The following is a 14,906-nucleotide window of genomic DNA, read 5'->3' on the forward strand; positions in this document are numbered from 1 at the left end:
CCCCATGAGCAGCCTGACGCCCAATCGCAGCCATGTCCTCCTGACCCTCGGGGTCCTGTTCACGATCGGCGGGATCACCCGTTTCCTCCCGGAAGGCATCGCGTTTGCTGAGCAGCAGCCGAATGCCCCTGCCCCGGCGACCGCCGCTGCCAATCCGGCAGCCGGCGCGAGCACGCAGGTGCAAGCCCCTTCGCAAAGCCTTCCGGACCGTCGCAATACAGCCCCTCCCGGCGAGATCTGCTTCTCCGCCGAGACCGCCGCCGCCTTGCAGGAAGACCAGTGGCTGTTTGAAAACGGCCGCGAGGAGCTGCGCGAGAAACAGCTGCAGCTCCAGACCTGGGAAACCGAGCTCACGGGCCGCACCGCCGAACTTCGCGCGCTTCAGGCTGCGCTGGAAGAGCGCTGGCAGGCCATCCAGTCGGTCTCTGACGCCGATGTCCAGCACCTTGCCCAGATGTATTCGGTCATGAAGCCCGACCAGGCCGCGCAGATCTTCAACCAGATGGACCCCGGCTTTGCCGCCGGCTTCCTGCGCCTGATCCAGAGCGACCAGGCCGGGCTGATCCTCGCCAATATGGACAGCCAGAAGGCCTATGTTGTCAGCGTGCGCCTTGCGAGCATGAATAATGATGTCCGCAACGCGCCGCCGGCCCGGCTCGCCTCGAACTGAACCGGTAGAGGTTTCCCCAAGGCCCCGGCCTTGCTAAAAGTGAGCGCTACCGCTGCTCAAGGGGAGGCCTCATGCCCGCCGCACCCATCTCCCCTCTCCGCATCTGGCTGGCCGCCGCCCTCCTTCTGATCGCTGCGGCCTGCACCGCGCCGCCCGCCCCGTCAGCCACCACTGAGCCCGCCGCCGCGCCGCCGCACATTCTCGTCTTCTCCCACACCACAGGCTACCGGCACGCCTCTATCGAGCCCGGCATCGCGGCCCTCCGGGGCCTCGCAGCAGAGGCGGGCTATGCCTTCACTGCCAGTGAAGACCCGGCCGTGTTCACAGCCGAAGGCCTCGCCCCGTTCGATGCGCTCATCCTGCTGAGCGCCACAACTCAGCCTCAAGACCCCTCCAGCGAATGGCTGGACGAGACCGGCCGCGCAGCCCTCAAGGGTTTTGTCCATAGCGGGCGCGGCATCGCCGGCATCCACGCCGCCGCCGATTCCCATTATCACTGGCCCTGGTACCGGCGGATGATCGGCGCCGCTTTCGCCCGCCACCCGCCCGGCACGCCGGAAGCCCGCATCATCCTGCTCAAGCCCGGCGATGTGACCGTCCGCGCCCTGCCGCCGAGCTTCGCCCGGGTCGATGAATGGTACTATTTCTCCGATCTCGACGCCGCGAACCTGCAGATCGTGGCCGCCTTCGACCCCGCCTCCATCGGCGAGCCTGACACCTCGCTCCAGCCCATCTCCTGGCGCCACGAGTTTGAAGGCGCCCGCATTTTCTACACCGGCATGGGCCACACCGCCGAGAGTTTCACCGATCCCCTCTTCCTCACCCACCTCTCCGCCGGCCTCGGCTGGGTCCTGACCGGGGAGGAGTGAGTCCCTGTTAAGAAGAACGGCTGTACCATTCAGCCCATAGAATCAGGCGGGCAGCTGACGCAGCGTTGCCCCTTGCTGGTGGGCGCAGCCTGCCTACTCTGCCTGAGCCGCCCTGGGGAGGAGCGCATGAGCGAACAGAAGACCTATCTCGGCTGGAAGGTCGATTACACCCAGCCGCCGGGCGAGCCGGCCTTTGCCGCGCCGGATTCGGTCTCCTGGCAGGTGTTCAAGAACCCCGTCGCGCTGGCGATTGGCGGGGTCTGCGCCGTCCTCCTGGAATTCGCCGATGCCCGCATCCGCTCCGGCGTCTGGGATCATTCGGTCTTCAAGACCGATCCTATCGGCCGCTCGAAACGCACCGGCATCGCCGCCATGGTCGGCGTCTATGGCCCGCAGAGCGCCGCCCGCCGCGTGATCCAGGGCGTCACCAACATGCATTCGAAAGTGCAGGGCGAGACACCCGGCGGCGAAGCCTACAAGGCCCTAGACCCCGAACTGCTCGACTGGGTCAGCGCCACCGCCGGCTATGGCTTCCTGATGGCCTATCACCGTTTCGTGCGGGAGCTGACCGAGGACGAGATCACCCGCTTCTTTACCGAAGGTGAACCCGTCGCGCGCCTCTACGGTGTCCAGCACCCGCTGCGATCGCTGGAGCATTTCAACTGTATGCTCGCCCACCTGCTGCCGCGCTTTGAGCCGCACCCCATCAATACCGAATTCCTCGCCATCATGACCTCCGGCCGCGCAGCCCCCGGCGTGCCCAAAGGCCTGCAGAGCGCGCTTGTCCATGCCGCTGTCGACATCCTGCCCCGGCAAGTGCGCGCCCGCCTCGGCCTCGGCAAGGACTACAATCTCTCCCCCTTGGGCCGCCTGACCGTCAAGGCGATGGCCACCGCCGCCGAACACACACCTGACCTGACCGGCCCCGCCGCAGAGGCCGCCGAACGCCTCGGCCTGCCGCGCAGCTATGTCTGGAAATCCGCTGCCGAACGCCGCCGCCTGCTGAGCGCGGCCCAATCCGCACCCGCGCCGCAGGAAGCCGCCGCATGAATCTTTCCTTCACCCGCGAGGAAGAAGCCTTCCGCGAAGAGGTCCGCGATTTCCTCGCACGCAACCTGACCGAAGACCTCAGCGCCTATGCCCGGCGCATGACCAGCGTTTACGCCACAAAGCCCATCGCCCTGAAATGGCAGCAGATCCTCGTCAAACAGGGCTGGGCCGCGCCCTCCTGGCCGGTCGAATATGGCGGCACAAGCTGGACCCCCGCCCAGCGCTATATCTTCGATGTCGAGATGGCCCGCGCCGGCGCCCCGCCGCTCTCGCCCATGGGCATCGGCATGTGCGGGCCCGCCCTGATCGGCCATGGCTCGAAAGCGCAGAAGGATCACTACCTCCCCCGCATCCTCTCCGGCGAGGATTTCTGGTGCCAGGGCTATTCCGAGCCCCATGCCGGCTCGGACCTTGCCGCCCTCACCATGTCTGCCATCGACCAGGGCGATCATTTCCTCTGCAATGGCTCGAAAATCTGGACCACGCATGCGCATGAAGCGAATAAGATGTTCTGCCTCGTGCGCACGGATGCTTCCGGCAAGCCGCAGCAAGGCATCACCTTCCTGCTGATCGAAATGAACCAGCCCGGCGTGCGCGTCGACCCGATCCTGATGCTGTCAGGCGAGCACATCCAGAACGCAGTCTTCTTCACCGATGTCCGTGTACCGAAGGAAAACGTCATTGGCCGGATCAATGATGGCTGGACGGTCGCCAAATACCTCCTGGAATTCGAGCGCGGCGGTTCCTCCTACGGCCCGCGCCTGCTCGCGCGCCTGCGCGCCATCCGCATCACCGCCGCCGAGGAAGGCGCGCTGGATGCCGCCTTCGCCGCCAAACTCTCCCGTGCCGAGGCCGAAATCCTCGCCCTCGAAGCGGCCGAGCTACAGCAGATGTCGGAGCTTGCCCGCGGCGGCACGCCGGGCCTGAAGGCCTCGATGATGAAAATTCGCGGCACCGAGCTCAGCCAGCACCTGACCGAACTGGCGCTCGAACTTGCCGGCGTCTACGCCGCGCCCTTCCAGCCGCACCACACCTCGCCCGGCGGCCCAGTGCCCGGCTTCGAGGGGCTGAACACTGCGCAGGCCGGACCGGACAGCGCCGTCACCTCAACCGCGAAATACCTCAACGACCGCGCCGGCTCGATCTATGCCGGCTCCAACGAAATCCAGCGCGGCATCCTCGCCAAGGGCCAGCTGGGGCTTTGAGGAGCAAGCGCTACGGCGCGCTCGCCCTCGCAGAAGAATGGGCGGTCTCCCACAGCGTTTCCGACTGCGCCCGGAACATGTCATAGGCCTCGCTCGTATTCTCGCAGGCAAGGAACAGCGAGGATGGCAGCGCGAGGCGCACATACTCGTACAATCCCGACGCGGTATCCTGATCGAGCCAGTCCGGCCATTCCTCCGCATCCAGGCGGGACACATAATCGACAATGCGCACCGCATGGTCCTGCTGCGGCTTGTCGAGGCAATCCTGCATCAGCGCGCGCAGCGGCGGCGCCTCGGCACCTTCCGGGAAAACGAGGATCGTCACCTTATAGAGCGCCTGTGCCGGCCGGCCGCCATTGATGAACTCGGCGCTGGAAAAGCTCTGCCCGCCGCCAGGCACAGCCGCGCGCACCAGCGCCGTATCCCTGAAAACGCCGCCCACAGGCATTGCGACGATGGTGCGCATTTCGGTGAGCCCTTCCAGGGTGAACCGCCCGTCCGGACCGGTCACGACCGGCGCAGCCCCCTCCAGCCCGGCATACCGCACCTCCGCGCCCTCGACCGGCTGGTGGGTATAGGCCTCGATGACAATCCCGCTCGCCGAAGGCGCCAGGACATGCTCCCGCCGCGTGACACAGCCGGTCAGGCAGAGAACGACAGCCAGCAGGCCGGCAAACTTCAAAGCCTGATAAGCCACACGCGCCTCCCTCTGTCGGATCGCAGCGACCAGCCTATCCTGGCAGATCCGCGGTTCAAGGACATTCCAGACGCCTCTCTGCGCCGCCGCCGGCAGCGCGCGGGATCAATCCGCCCGCTTGCGCTCGATCAGCCGGAAAGTGCCGTAAGTGTTCTCGACCGGCAGCCCTGCTGCCGCCCATGTATCGAACCCCTCATGCGCCGACACATTGCGATACCCCTGCTCCGCCAGCGCTTTCTGCACGAGGGCCGCACGCGCCCCGGTCGCGCAATACAGGATGATCTCCGCATCCGCATCGCGCACGGTCTCCGCCATCCGGAACTCGGCCACGCCCCGCGCCATCGAGCGGGCGCCCGGGATATGCCCCATGCTGAACTCGCCTTCCGAGCGGACATCCAGCAGCAGAAGCTCCGGGTTCGCCGCCTGCCGGGCGGAGATGTAGTCATTGTCCACAAAGGTGACGCCGTCACGCGCAGCGCGGGCAACCTCCTCGACCGTCATGGGTTCGCCGGCATGGCTCAAGCCCGCCACCATCAGCGCCGACACTGCCAGAACAAGGCTTTTCATGTTCATCCGTCTCTCCCCTTTTGATTGTCGCACGCTACCAGCCTAACAGGCTTCCGCGCCCGGGGCGATCTGGCCAGACGCCAGCCCACGGGACAAATCGCTGCATCTCCGGTCAGTCAGTGAGACAAGCAATGGTGGGCGGTACAAGGTTCGAACTTGTGACCCCTACGATGTCAACGTAGTGCTCTACCGCTGAGCTAACCGCCCGCCGGGATGGGGCGAGGGGCCCTCAATTCCGGAAGAAGTGCGCGTAATGGACAATCGGCGCGCGCCCGTCAAGCGCGCTTTCAGCAGGCGCCGGCCCGCTTTGGCGAGCCAGTGCCAGGCGCAGCCTCAGGCCGCCATCACCTTGTCGACCTCTTCGACGATTTCCCGCAGGTGGAAGGGCTTGGACAGCACCTTCGCCCCGGCCGGCGTCGGCGTGCCCGACGACAGGGCGACCGCTGCAAAGCCCGTGATGAAGACGATCTTCATGGCCGGGTCGAGTTCGGCGCCCCGGCGGGCAAGCTCGATGCCGTCAAGGCCCGGCATCACGATGTCGGTCAGCAGCAGGTCGAACACCTCGCGCTCCAGCGCCTGCAGCGCGGCTTCGCCATCGGCATAGTCCTGCACGTCATGCCCGGCCCGGCGCAGCGCCGCAGCCAGGAAGGAGCGCATCGAATCATCGTCTTCTGCGAGCAGGATCTTTGTCACGCGCAGGATGCCCCCTGTTGATGGTGCGACTCAGCCAATACCACATAAAGCCCGGCGATGGTAAATCAGGCGTGAACGCGCGGGCCTTGCGTGTTCATCTTTGTGCCCCGGTCGCGCTGCCGCTGAAAGCGCTTGACCTTGGGACTGAAGCGCAAACCATAGGAAAGATGCCCGATTCCTCCACTGCCTTCCAGCTCGCCCCGGCAGACAGCCCTGCCCCGGCTGTGCCGGACGCGCCGTTTACCCTGGCGCAACCGGAGGGGGCACCTGTGCCGGTCGTGTTTGCGAGCCCCCATTCCGGCTCGCATTATCCGGAGGCGATGGTCGAGGCGCTTTGCGTGCCGCTGATGGATGTGCGCCGCACAGAGGATGCCTATGTCGACGAGCTGTTTGCCGCTGCGCCCCGGCACGGCGCCCTGCTGCTTGCCGCCGCCTATGGCCGCTCGGTCGTCGACCTGAACCGCGACCCGCATGAACTCGACCCGTCAATGTTCGCAGATGGCCCACCCCGCGCCTGCGCCCAGCCGACACCCCGGGTCGAGGCCGGCCTCGGCTGCCTGCCCCGGGTCGGCGCGCGCGGCGAGGGAATCTATGGCCGGCTTCTGTCGCGCGAGGAGGGCGAGCAGCGCCTGTCCGGCATCCATGACGCCTATCACGGCTTCCTCAGCGAAGAACTCGAGCGCCTGCGCACCGAGTTTGGCCGGGCCATCCTGGTTGACTGCCATTCGATGCCCTCGGTTCAGCCGGGGCGCCGCAACCTGGCGGACATCGTGCTGGGCGACCGGTTCGGGGCCAGCTGCGAGCCCCGCCTGATCACAAGGGTCGAGCGCATCTTCCGCAATCACGGCCTCAGCGTCGCCCGCAACGCGCCTTATGCCGGCGGCTACACCACGCGGCGCTATGGCCGGCCGAAGCGCGGCCTCAGCGCCCTTCAGATCGAGATCAACCGCGGGCTTTACATGGACGAGCACCAGATTGCCCGCAGCGCGGACTTTCCGGCCCTCCGGCGGGTGATTGATGCCGTAATCGCGGATATCGCCGACTTCAGCGCCCCCCCGCTGAAGCCAAATCCCTGAAAAATATAAGTTTTTACCGGCGCAAAAAAGGGCCGCGCCAAGGGGCGCGGCCGAAGTCAAAGGGAGGAAACGCCAGAGGCGTCTGCACCGAAGTGCATGACCCAAACTATGTTGCGACGCACAAACATCCAAGAGGTGTTTGGCCGCACCCGTGAGCGCTACCCTCACTTGCCCGGATTTCAGGCACTTTCCCCCGCCCGGCACGGCAATTGCGTAGAAACTACGCGATTTTCCTGATTTGGGACTCTGCCGGTCCCGACCAACTCATCAAGGGGAGAGGGACCTATGGCTGACGATATCGACCTTCACGTGGGCAAACGGCTGCGCCGCCGCCGCCGCCTGCTGGGCATGACGCAACAGGAACTGGCCGCCCAGGTCGGCGTGCGTTTCCAGCAGATCCAGAAATACGAATGCGGCGCCAACCGGATCACCGCCTCGCGCCTGTTCGACCTTGCCCGCGCCATGAATGTCTCTGTGCAATACTTCTTCGACGGGATGCCCGCCGCAGAGACCGTTCCCAACGCCGCCAATGATGCCGAACAGATGGAAGGCGATATCCTCTCCCAGAAGGAAACGCTGGAACTCGTGCGCGCCTATTACCGGCTGGGCGAGCGCCCCCGCCGCCGCCTTCTCGAACTCGCCAAGGCCTTCGAGCAGGACAATTCCAACTCCGGCGCTGCTTGACCTTATGGACTGCGCGGGGCATCGCCTCGCGCATGACCCGCCTTGCCGACCTCTCCCCTGACCTCGCCCTGATCGGCCGTCTGGCGGATGCTGCCCGCAGCGCCATTGCCCCGCATTTCCGCAACCTTGCCGGCATTGACGGCAAGGGCGCGGGCACCGGCCTGAAGGGCTTCGACCCTGTCACCGAGGCCGACCGCGCCGCCGAGCGGGCGATCCGAGACATCCTCGCCATCGAACGCCCCGGCGACGGGGTAACCGGCGAGGAGTATCCCGAAACGGCCTCCGATACCGGCTGGCGCTGGTATCTTGATCCCATCGATGGCACCCGCGCCTTCGTCGCCGGCCTGCCGGTCTGGACCACGCTGATCGCGCTCGCCGATCCGGAGGGCACCCCCGTCATCGGCCTGATCGACCAGCCGGTCGTCGGCGAGCGCTATCTCGGCTGGCCGGGCGGCGCGGCGCTGGAATCCGCATCCGGGCGCGCGCCGATTGCCGTTTCCCCCTGCACGGACCTGCGCGAGGCAACCATCGCGACCACCGATCCCTTCATCTTCACCCCGCCCGAACAGGGCGCCTGGAACCACTTGCGCGCCGCAGCCCGCATCAGCCGGTATGGCCTCGATGCCTATGCCTATGCGCGCCTTGCCGGCGGCACGGTCGATCTCGTCGCGGAGTCAGGCCTGAAAGCCTGGGATGTGGCGGCCCTGATCCCGGTCGTGCGCGGCGCCGGCGGACTGGCAACCGACTGGCGCGGCAACACGCCCCGCCTCGGCGGCCAGATCGTCTGCGCCGCCAGCGAGGGCGTGCTTGAACAGGCCCTCCTCGCCCTCCGGCGCGCGGCAGACTGACTGCGCAGACAGCGGCCCGCACCTTCGGATTATATTTTTTATATCAAAAAGACTTGCGAAGCAGGCATCCATATTTATATGGAAAATATAATCTGGAGTCTCAGGAAATGGCGCGATTCAAGGCAGAACAGCTCACCCCCAACCACGTCAAGGCAGCCCGCGCGCTGCTCGGCGTAACCGCCGACGAACTCGCACAGGTGCTGGATATCGGCGTCGCAACCCTGCGCAATTTCGAGAGCGGCAAGGAGATCAGCGGCCCCAGCCGGGAGGAGATTTACAGCGGCCTGACCCGGCATGGCGTGCGCTTCACGGGCGGCGCGGCGATCGGGGTCAGCCTGTCGGTGCCCGATGCCTGGGCCATCGACCTCAGCGCCCGGTCCTGCCCGGTCTGCGACCATCCCCTGCCCGCCATCCGGACACCGAAATCCGTAGGCCAGGCCTTGCGGGGCGGCTGGACCTGCAGCCAATGCGGCAGCACCGTATCCAAGACCGGCAAGCTGATGCGAAAGGCGTAACCTCGCGCCGGCCGCGCTGAAGCCCCTACGGCCCCTCGACCGCAAATCCTTCGTCCCGCAGCATCGTGATCACGCTGTCCTCGCCGGCCAGGTGCCCGGCGCCGACCGCCACGAGCACCGTGCCCGGCTCGTCCAGCATCGCCGCGATCTGCGGCACCCAGCGCCGGTTCCGGTCGGTGAGCATGACATCATAGATCGCCTGCGAGCCAATCATCTCGGGGTTTGCCATCAGGAGGCCGATCCCGTGGACATCCCCGTCAGCCCATTCGCCGATCAGGATGTCGAGCATCTCCACACCCTCATCGAGCGATTCCACGGTCGCCAGCAGGAAACTCACCTGTTCGCAATCATCCAGCGCCGCCAGCCCGCCGAGCTGCTGGTCGGCCGTCTCGAGATAGGCGAACCGGGGGCCCCGCTCTGCGACCATCTGCTGGATGACGCTCTCAACACCGGCCTCAGGATCATACCCGCTCGCGGTCAGCTGCATCACGGAAATATTGATCGCCGCAAACCAGGGCCGCATCGTCTGCAGCACATCGAAGGGCAGGTTCACCGCGGTCAGTGCCTCGCTGACAAAGGCGACCTCTTCCTCCGTCATCAGGTTCGAAAGCCGCTGGCCATCGCTGAAGATGCCGTGCCCGGCAAAGAAGGCCATCAGCTCGCGCTGGGCCTGCGGGCTGGTCGTGTCCGCCTCGAACACGATCTTGTCCGCGCCCTCGATGGCGGCACGGATTTCCGGCGACATCCAATCCAGTTCGGGCCGCAGCAGGTGCACGGTGCCGAGGATATGAATGGTCGTGTCCTCATCAGACAGGGTCCACAGGGCGGGGGATCCGCTGCCGTGGCTGGCCTGCGCTTCGGCGAAGGCCTGCGCTTCCAGGGCGCTGCGCGCGTCCGCTGACGCCATCCGGGCTTCAGGCCGGCACGGCGGCGGCGCGGCGCCAGAAAGCGCCGATGATCCCGCCTCCCCTCCCGCAGGGGTGCAGGCCGCGAGCGGCATCAGGGCGAGGGCAAAAGCCGCAAAGGCGAAAGCAGGTTTGATCAAGCGCGGACTTCCTTTGTGGTAATAGCTCTTTGACAGCAGCTCTGTGCGTCGGTTCCCGGCCAGCATCCTACCGGCGCTGCAGCCCCCGCGTCCATGCCTGATCGGCGTGGAGCATCGCGGGCAAACCTTGTTGCGCCCCGCCCCGGCTTCGCCTAAACACCCGCCTTGCGCAGCACCCATAGCTCAGCTGGATAGAGCGTTGCCCTCCGAAGGCAAAGGTCAGAGGTTCAAATCCTCTTGGGTGCGCCATTTGCCTCGCATTCATGCAAGGCCCGGCAGCCCGCCTCACTCACCACACATCGGCAGGGCGCGGACGCTGGATTCCATGCTGCTGCGCTTGGCGGCGTCGCGGAAGGGGCTCCAGTAGCGGGCCGCGCCGCGCCATCCATTGTCACCCGCGCCGGTTGGCGTGACGCGGCTGGCCACCAGGCCATCGCGCTCCCCGGTCCAGCGGTTGAGGATGCGCACCCCGCAGCTCAGGTTCACGTCCGCATCATGCAGCGCCTCCGCCTCCGGAATCACGCAGCGATAGCCGCGCCCGCTTTCAATCGAGATCTGCAGGAGCCCGCGGCTGATTACCGGATTGCCCTGGGAGTCATTGAAGCTCTCCTGAAACTGCACATCCGTCCGGTGATTGCTTTCATACCGCGCGAGCGCGGACATCAGCATCAGCCAGACCTGCTTGCGCGCCTCCCGGTCAAGGCCCGGATAGGGCGGGCAGAAATCCGCAATGTCGTCCGGAACCCGGCTCAGCAGGGCTTCACCATGCCGGTCCAGCGCCGCAAGCGTCAGGCGCGTCCACTCTGCCCCCTCCGGGCGGCCATCCCAGGCAGCGGTGAAAATGTAAGGGGGCGCGGGATCAGGCGCGCCTCCTACGGGCGCCGGCTCGAGAATGGCGGTCACGGGCTGCGACCCCGGCAGCGGCTGGCAGGCGGTCACGAACAGCAGCAGGCCCGGCAACAGGCGGTAAAGGCGTTCTGGCATGGCATGTCCTTCCGGCTCTGCTTCTACCGTAACATGGATCAGGCGCCCGCGAACCAGCCGGAAAAAGCCTCGCCGAGGCGATTGCCCGTTGTGGAATTCCCCCGGTTTTGCCAGTCTGGAACTGGCCGCCGCAGGGGGATCAGCCGGCGGGCCTCGGACACTCACGGGGGACATTTCAATGCCGCAGACACTCGCCGAACATCTGTCGCCGGCCACCGGCCCGAAACGTATGCTTGCCCTCGATGGCGGCGGCGTGAAGGGCACGATCACGCTGGGGATGCTGGTACATCTCGAAAATGAGCTGCGCCGCCGCGCCGGGGGCAATCCGGATTTCCGCCTCAGCCACTATTATGACCTGATCGGCGGGACCTCCACCGGCTCCATCATCGCCACCGGCCTTGCCCTTGGCCTCAGTGTCAGTGAGCTGATGGATTTCTATCTCGACCTCGGACCGCGCATCTTCGGTCGCAAGGCCGGCGACGGGACCTTGTTCGCCTCGAAATTCGACAGCAAGGGCCTGCGCGATGCGCTGCGCCCTGTGCTCGGCACCAAGACGCTCGGCACAGACCAGCTAAAGACCGGCCTCGCCATCTTCACCAAACGCATCGACACAGGCTCCGCCTGGGTGCTGACCAATCATCCGAAGGCGAAGTATTTCGATACGCTGCCCGACAGCAATGTCTTCCCCAACAAGCGCTACCGCCTGATCGACATTGTCCAGGCCAGCGCCGCCGCGCCAACCTTCTTTGACGAAGTCACCATCCGGATGGAGTATGACGACACGAACCGCGCCCGCGCCGGCAGCGAGGGCTATTTCGTCGACGGCGCGGTCGGCGGGCATAACAATCCCAGCGTGCAGATGCTGATGCTGGCGCTGGTGCCATCCTATGGCTTCAACTGGCAGCGCGGCGCCCGCAACCTGATGATGACCTCCTGCGGCACCGGCTACCGCCGCCCCCGGATCGACGGCAGGAAATTCGCCACCAAGGTCCCCGCCCTGCGCGGGGCAGATGCGCTGCGCTCGATGATCCACGACACGGTGAAGCAGAATATCGCGCTGATGCAGGCCCTCAGCCATTCGCAGATCCCGTGGACCATCGACAGCGAGATCGAAACCCTGGACGGCGTCTGCATCACAGGCGATCCGATGCTGGACTTCCAGCGCATCGACGTGATCCTCGACACCTGGGATGCGAAAGACCGCCGGCAGAAGCGCAAGACAGACCCGCTGCCGACCAACCTCGAAAAGCTCATCGGCAAGCCGCTGACCCGGGTCCAGTTCGACCGGATTGACGCGCTCGACTTTGGCGAGCGGGGCCATCTGGAACTGCTGCGCGAAATCGGCCTGAAGACCGGCGAGCGCTTCATCAGCGCCGCCTACCCCGACCCCGCCTTCGACCTTCCCGAATGGACCGCCGCATGACAGGCACCGGACCGCATTTCGTCCTCGGCGTTTCCGGCCACAGGCTGAACCAGTTGGCCGCCGGAGACCTGCCGGCCCTGTCCGCCGCCATCGCCAGCATCCTCGGCGCCTGCGAGCGCGGCGTGCCCGGCAGCGCCAGCTGGACCCTCGTCAGCGCCCTCGCCGAGGGCACAGACCGGATCGCCGCGCGGGCTGCCCTCGCGCGCAGCTGGCGCCTCATCGCCCCGCTCCCCTTTCCGCGCAGCCGCTATATCGAGGATTTCGAGACTGATGCATCGCGCGCGGAATTCGATGCGCTGTGCGCCGCCGCAGAAGACGTCGTCATTGCTCCGGACCCGGAGGGCACGGGCGACGGCTACACGGCTGTCGGCAGGGAGACCGTGCGCCGCGCCGATGCGCTGATCGCGGTCTGGAAAGGCGCGCCGCCGGCAGGCCCTGGCGGCACCGCACATGTGATCTCGGACATGCTGGCGGCCGGCGGCTCCGTCGTCTGGATCAATCCCGCGGACGGATTGAAAACCGGCCTGCTGCTGCCAGACCCAATGCCAGCGCCCGGAACACAGCGAAGGGTTCTGGCCGACCTCCTTCGCAATGCCTGCCCGGCCGTACCGAGGCCGCTGGCCCTGCCCTGAGGCTGGCAGAGAGCGATCAGCGCGTCAGGCGCACTTCCTCGATCGAACGGGCGATCTGCACGAACGCGGCGCGAAGCTGGGCCGAACCCGATGCCGTGAAAACGTGCTGCGGGCTGGAGGCGCACTGGTTCATCAGCTCAATTGCGGCCGGCAGGTCCGCGATCTCGAAACCGACCGTATAGACCGTGATCCCGGCTGATTTCATCGCCGTGCACAGCTGAAGCCCCTGAGCAAACGCACCGCCATTGGGCGAGTCGCAGTTGATATGGTCTGCGGCCGAGCCCGATCCCGCAAGCGATATCCGGCTGATAACGCCGTTGCAGAAAGATGAGTTGAACTCACCGTCTGTCATCAGCACCGCCACTTTATACATTTTCGGCCGGCCATAGGGCGCCGGGCGGCTGGCGGGCGGGAACAGGTGCGCAAAATTCGGCGACAGGACATACCAACCGAATGCAGTCCCCAGATGACCAGAGGTCGAACCACCATCGAACAGCGAATTGATCCGGGCATTGAGAACGCTCTTGTTGCTCGTCAGCGGGACAATCTCCCGGACGTTCGAGCACGGGTTGGCGGCCGGGTTGTCATAGTGAATGGTCAACGGCGCTGTTGCCGGCGAGGTATCCCGGAACGCTGCCGGGCCCGTGCGCTCGGTGATACAGGTGCTCGCATGATTCACGCGCTGGTTGCCCAGCGCATTGATGAAGCGGTAGCGTTCGCAGCCATAGGTCGTGCAATAGGCGATACCGCCTGACGAATAGGTGCCATAGTTCCAGCCCTGCGAGCCCTGCAGCATGAAATTGTTCGCATCCTGCCGCGTCACCTGCCAAGTTGCGTGGTTCCCGTTATTGATCTGCGTCATGCCGCTGACATTGTTGATCACGACAAAATCATTGGTGTTCAGGCCGTGATTGTTGGCCGTGACGGTAACTTCGCAGTTCCAGTTCAGGCAGCGCCGGATTTGCCCGCCTGAGGAATAGTTGCTGTACGACGAGCCATTCACACCCTGCAGGCGGAACGTGTTGGTTGTGACGTTAGCAACCGTGTAGATTTTGTTGTTGAGCTGGGTCATGCCGCTGACGCCGGTGATCCGGATCCGGTCGCCATTCGAGAAGCCGTGGCCGTTCGAGGTGATGGTGACAGGGTTTGCACGTGTCGCGCCCGTGATGTTGCGGATCGGTCCGTCAATCCAGGCCGCGCCACTGATGCTCCGGCCGGGCGTTATTGACCCGCGCAGCCCCTCTGCAAACGGACCCGCATTGACCGAGACAGAGTACGGAACAATCGCAACCTTTGAGTAGTAAGGCTCCTGGATATCATTGACGACAATATCCACGAAATCGAGCGCCGCCTGGCGCAGCGCGATGATCCGGCTTCCGGCCATGGAGCCGGTCGTGTCGAGGATGAGCGAAACTTCAAGGTCCGCGCCGCCCATCATCGCATCAGAGCGCACCTGGATACGGATATCGTCCCGCGACACCACGCGCCCAATGATCAGCGGCATCTTGATCTCGGAGGTAACCGACAGTTCACCATCCTCGCTCTCGGTCACCTGATAGGTGATCGGTGTGCCGATCTTTGCTTCCTCAGCCTTGATGAAGGAATCGATCACGCCGATGCGCTGCTCCGGCGTCATCAGGACGGCCTGGGCCGCCGCAAGAACGGCCGCATCGGTCGAATATTGAAGGCTGGTCTTGTGGCTGACGGCGCGCGTGACTTCCACCGCGAAAGCCACCATCGGGAAAATGACAAAGCAGGCCAGCGCGAACAGCATCGCCACATTGCCTGATGCCGACGCCGCAAACCGGCGCATCTGGAACCGCTCTGCGGCCCCGTTTATCCAATCAGCGATTCCACGCGAGACGTTCACGATTCCACCCTCCCGCGGCCAGGTCACAAAGCCCAGCGCGCGCAGTTTGCCTGCATCTCTCATACCAAGGCTTAAAGA

At 65.5% G+C, this 14,906-nt stretch carries 16 protein-coding genes and 2 tRNA genes; 11 read left to right on the forward strand and 7 right to left on the reverse strand.

Annotation, left to right across the window (positions count from 1 at the left end; all coding sequences use genetic code 11):
- Positions 1 to 4 precede the first annotated feature (4 nt).
- The 4 genes from ACK4SV_RS04575 to ACK4SV_RS04590 all read left to right on the forward strand — a co-directional run bounded on the left by ACK4SV_RS04575 (position 5) and on the right by ACK4SV_RS04590 (position 3,794).
- Complete coding sequence (locus ACK4SV_RS04575; protein WP_409916623.1) at positions 5 to 670, forward strand: MotE family protein; 666 nt, start codon at positions 5 to 7, stop codon at positions 668 to 670.
- A gap of 71 nt (positions 671 to 741) precedes the next feature.
- On the forward strand, positions 742 to 1,539 hold the full coding sequence (locus ACK4SV_RS04580; protein WP_409916624.1) for a ThuA domain-containing protein: 798 nt from the start codon (positions 742 to 744) through the stop codon (positions 1,537 to 1,539).
- Positions 1,540 to 1,665: 126 nt separating this feature from the next.
- Entirely contained in the window at positions 1,666 to 2,589 is a 924-nt protein-coding gene (locus tag ACK4SV_RS04585; protein ID WP_409916625.1) for an oxygenase MpaB family protein, read from the forward strand.
- Positions 2,586 to 3,794: an acyl-CoA dehydrogenase family protein gene (locus ACK4SV_RS04590; protein ID WP_409916626.1), complete on the forward strand. Its 1,209-nt coding sequence runs from the start codon at positions 2,586 to 2,588 to the stop codon at positions 3,792 to 3,794. The genes ACK4SV_RS04585 and ACK4SV_RS04590 overlap by 4 nt, the downstream gene beginning before the upstream one ends.
- Before the next feature lie 10 nt (positions 3,795 to 3,804).
- Here the strand turns inward: ACK4SV_RS04590 and ACK4SV_RS04595 are convergent, their stop codons facing one another.
- The 4 genes from ACK4SV_RS04595 to cpdR form a co-directional block, all read right to left on the reverse strand.
- Positions 3,805 to 4,491: a hypothetical protein gene (locus ACK4SV_RS04595; protein ID WP_409916627.1), complete on the reverse strand. Its 687-nt coding sequence runs from the start codon at positions 4,489 to 4,491 to the stop codon at positions 3,805 to 3,807.
- 105 nt (positions 4,492 to 4,596) lie between these two features.
- Entirely contained in the window at positions 4,597 to 5,064 is a 468-nt protein-coding gene (locus ACK4SV_RS04600; protein ID WP_409916628.1) for a rhodanese-like domain-containing protein, read from the reverse strand.
- A gap of 126 nt (positions 5,065 to 5,190) precedes the next feature.
- Positions 5,191 to 5,265, reverse strand: a tRNA-Val gene (locus tag ACK4SV_RS04605).
- A gap of 126 nt (positions 5,266 to 5,391) precedes the next feature.
- The gene (gene cpdR, locus ACK4SV_RS04610) at positions 5,392 to 5,751 is read right to left on the reverse strand and encodes a cell cycle two-component system response regulator CpdR (RefSeq protein WP_409916629.1); all 360 of its coding nucleotides are present in this window, start codon (positions 5,749 to 5,751) and stop codon (positions 5,392 to 5,394) included.
- A 167-nt stretch (positions 5,752 to 5,918) separates the two neighbouring features.
- Here cpdR and ACK4SV_RS04615 point away from each other — a divergent pair, with 167 nt between their 5' ends.
- From ACK4SV_RS04615 to ACK4SV_RS04630, 4 genes are all read left to right on the forward strand, one after another.
- Positions 5,919 to 6,827: an N-formylglutamate amidohydrolase gene (locus ACK4SV_RS04615; RefSeq protein WP_409916630.1), complete on the forward strand. Its 909-nt coding sequence runs from the start codon at positions 5,919 to 5,921 to the stop codon at positions 6,825 to 6,827.
- Positions 6,828 to 7,112: 285 nt separating this feature from the next.
- Entirely contained in the window at positions 7,113 to 7,511 is a 399-nt protein-coding gene (locus ACK4SV_RS04620) for a helix-turn-helix domain-containing protein (protein ID WP_409916631.1), read from the forward strand.
- A gap of 32 nt (positions 7,512 to 7,543) precedes the next feature.
- A complete protein-coding gene (locus ACK4SV_RS04625; protein ID WP_409916632.1) occupies positions 7,544 to 8,359 on the forward strand; it encodes an inositol monophosphatase family protein in 816 nt (271 codons plus the stop codon).
- A 107-nt stretch (positions 8,360 to 8,466) separates the two neighbouring features.
- Positions 8,467 to 8,874, forward strand: coding sequence for a helix-turn-helix domain-containing protein (locus tag ACK4SV_RS04630; RefSeq protein WP_409916633.1), 408 nt, complete (start codon positions 8,467 to 8,469; stop codon positions 8,872 to 8,874).
- A gap of 25 nt (positions 8,875 to 8,899) precedes the next feature.
- Here the strand turns inward: ACK4SV_RS04630 and ACK4SV_RS04635 are convergent, their stop codons facing one another.
- Entirely contained in the window at positions 8,900 to 9,919 is a 1,020-nt protein-coding gene (locus ACK4SV_RS04635) for a TraB/GumN family protein (RefSeq protein WP_409916634.1), read from the reverse strand.
- Between the two features lie 172 nt (positions 9,920 to 10,091).
- Here ACK4SV_RS04635 and ACK4SV_RS04640 point away from each other — a divergent pair.
- A tRNA-Arg gene (locus ACK4SV_RS04640) sits at positions 10,092 to 10,168 on the forward strand.
- 36 nt (positions 10,169 to 10,204) lie between these two features.
- On the opposite strand, the gene ACK4SV_RS04645 is transcribed toward ACK4SV_RS04640, so the two are convergent.
- A complete protein-coding gene (locus ACK4SV_RS04645) occupies positions 10,205 to 10,903 on the reverse strand; it encodes a hypothetical protein (RefSeq protein ID WP_409916635.1) in 699 nt (232 codons plus the stop codon).
- A gap of 178 nt (positions 10,904 to 11,081) precedes the next feature.
- Here ACK4SV_RS04645 and ACK4SV_RS04650 point away from each other — a divergent pair, with 178 nt between their 5' ends.
- Both ACK4SV_RS04650 and ACK4SV_RS04655 read left to right on the forward strand, forming a co-directional pair.
- Positions 11,082 to 12,326, forward strand: coding sequence for a patatin-like phospholipase family protein (locus tag ACK4SV_RS04650; protein ID WP_409916636.1), 1,245 nt, complete (start codon positions 11,082 to 11,084; stop codon positions 12,324 to 12,326).
- Complete coding sequence (locus tag ACK4SV_RS04655; protein WP_409916637.1) at positions 12,323 to 12,958, forward strand: hypothetical protein; 636 nt, start codon at positions 12,323 to 12,325, stop codon at positions 12,956 to 12,958. Before ACK4SV_RS04650 ends, ACK4SV_RS04655 begins: the two co-directional genes overlap by 4 nt.
- Positions 12,959 to 12,974: 16 nt before the next feature.
- Here the strand turns inward: ACK4SV_RS04655 and ACK4SV_RS04660 are convergent, their stop codons facing one another.
- Complete coding sequence (locus ACK4SV_RS04660) at positions 12,975 to 14,828, reverse strand: ubiquitin-activating E1 FCCH domain-containing protein (protein WP_409916638.1); 1,854 nt, start codon at positions 14,826 to 14,828, stop codon at positions 12,975 to 12,977.
- Positions 14,829 to 14,906: the final 78 nt, after the last annotated feature.

Origin of the sequence: Hyphomonas sp. (genome assembly GCF_046313735.1) — a bacterium.
Classification (GTDB): Bacteria; Pseudomonadota; Alphaproteobacteria; order Caulobacterales; family Hyphomonadaceae; genus Hyphomonas.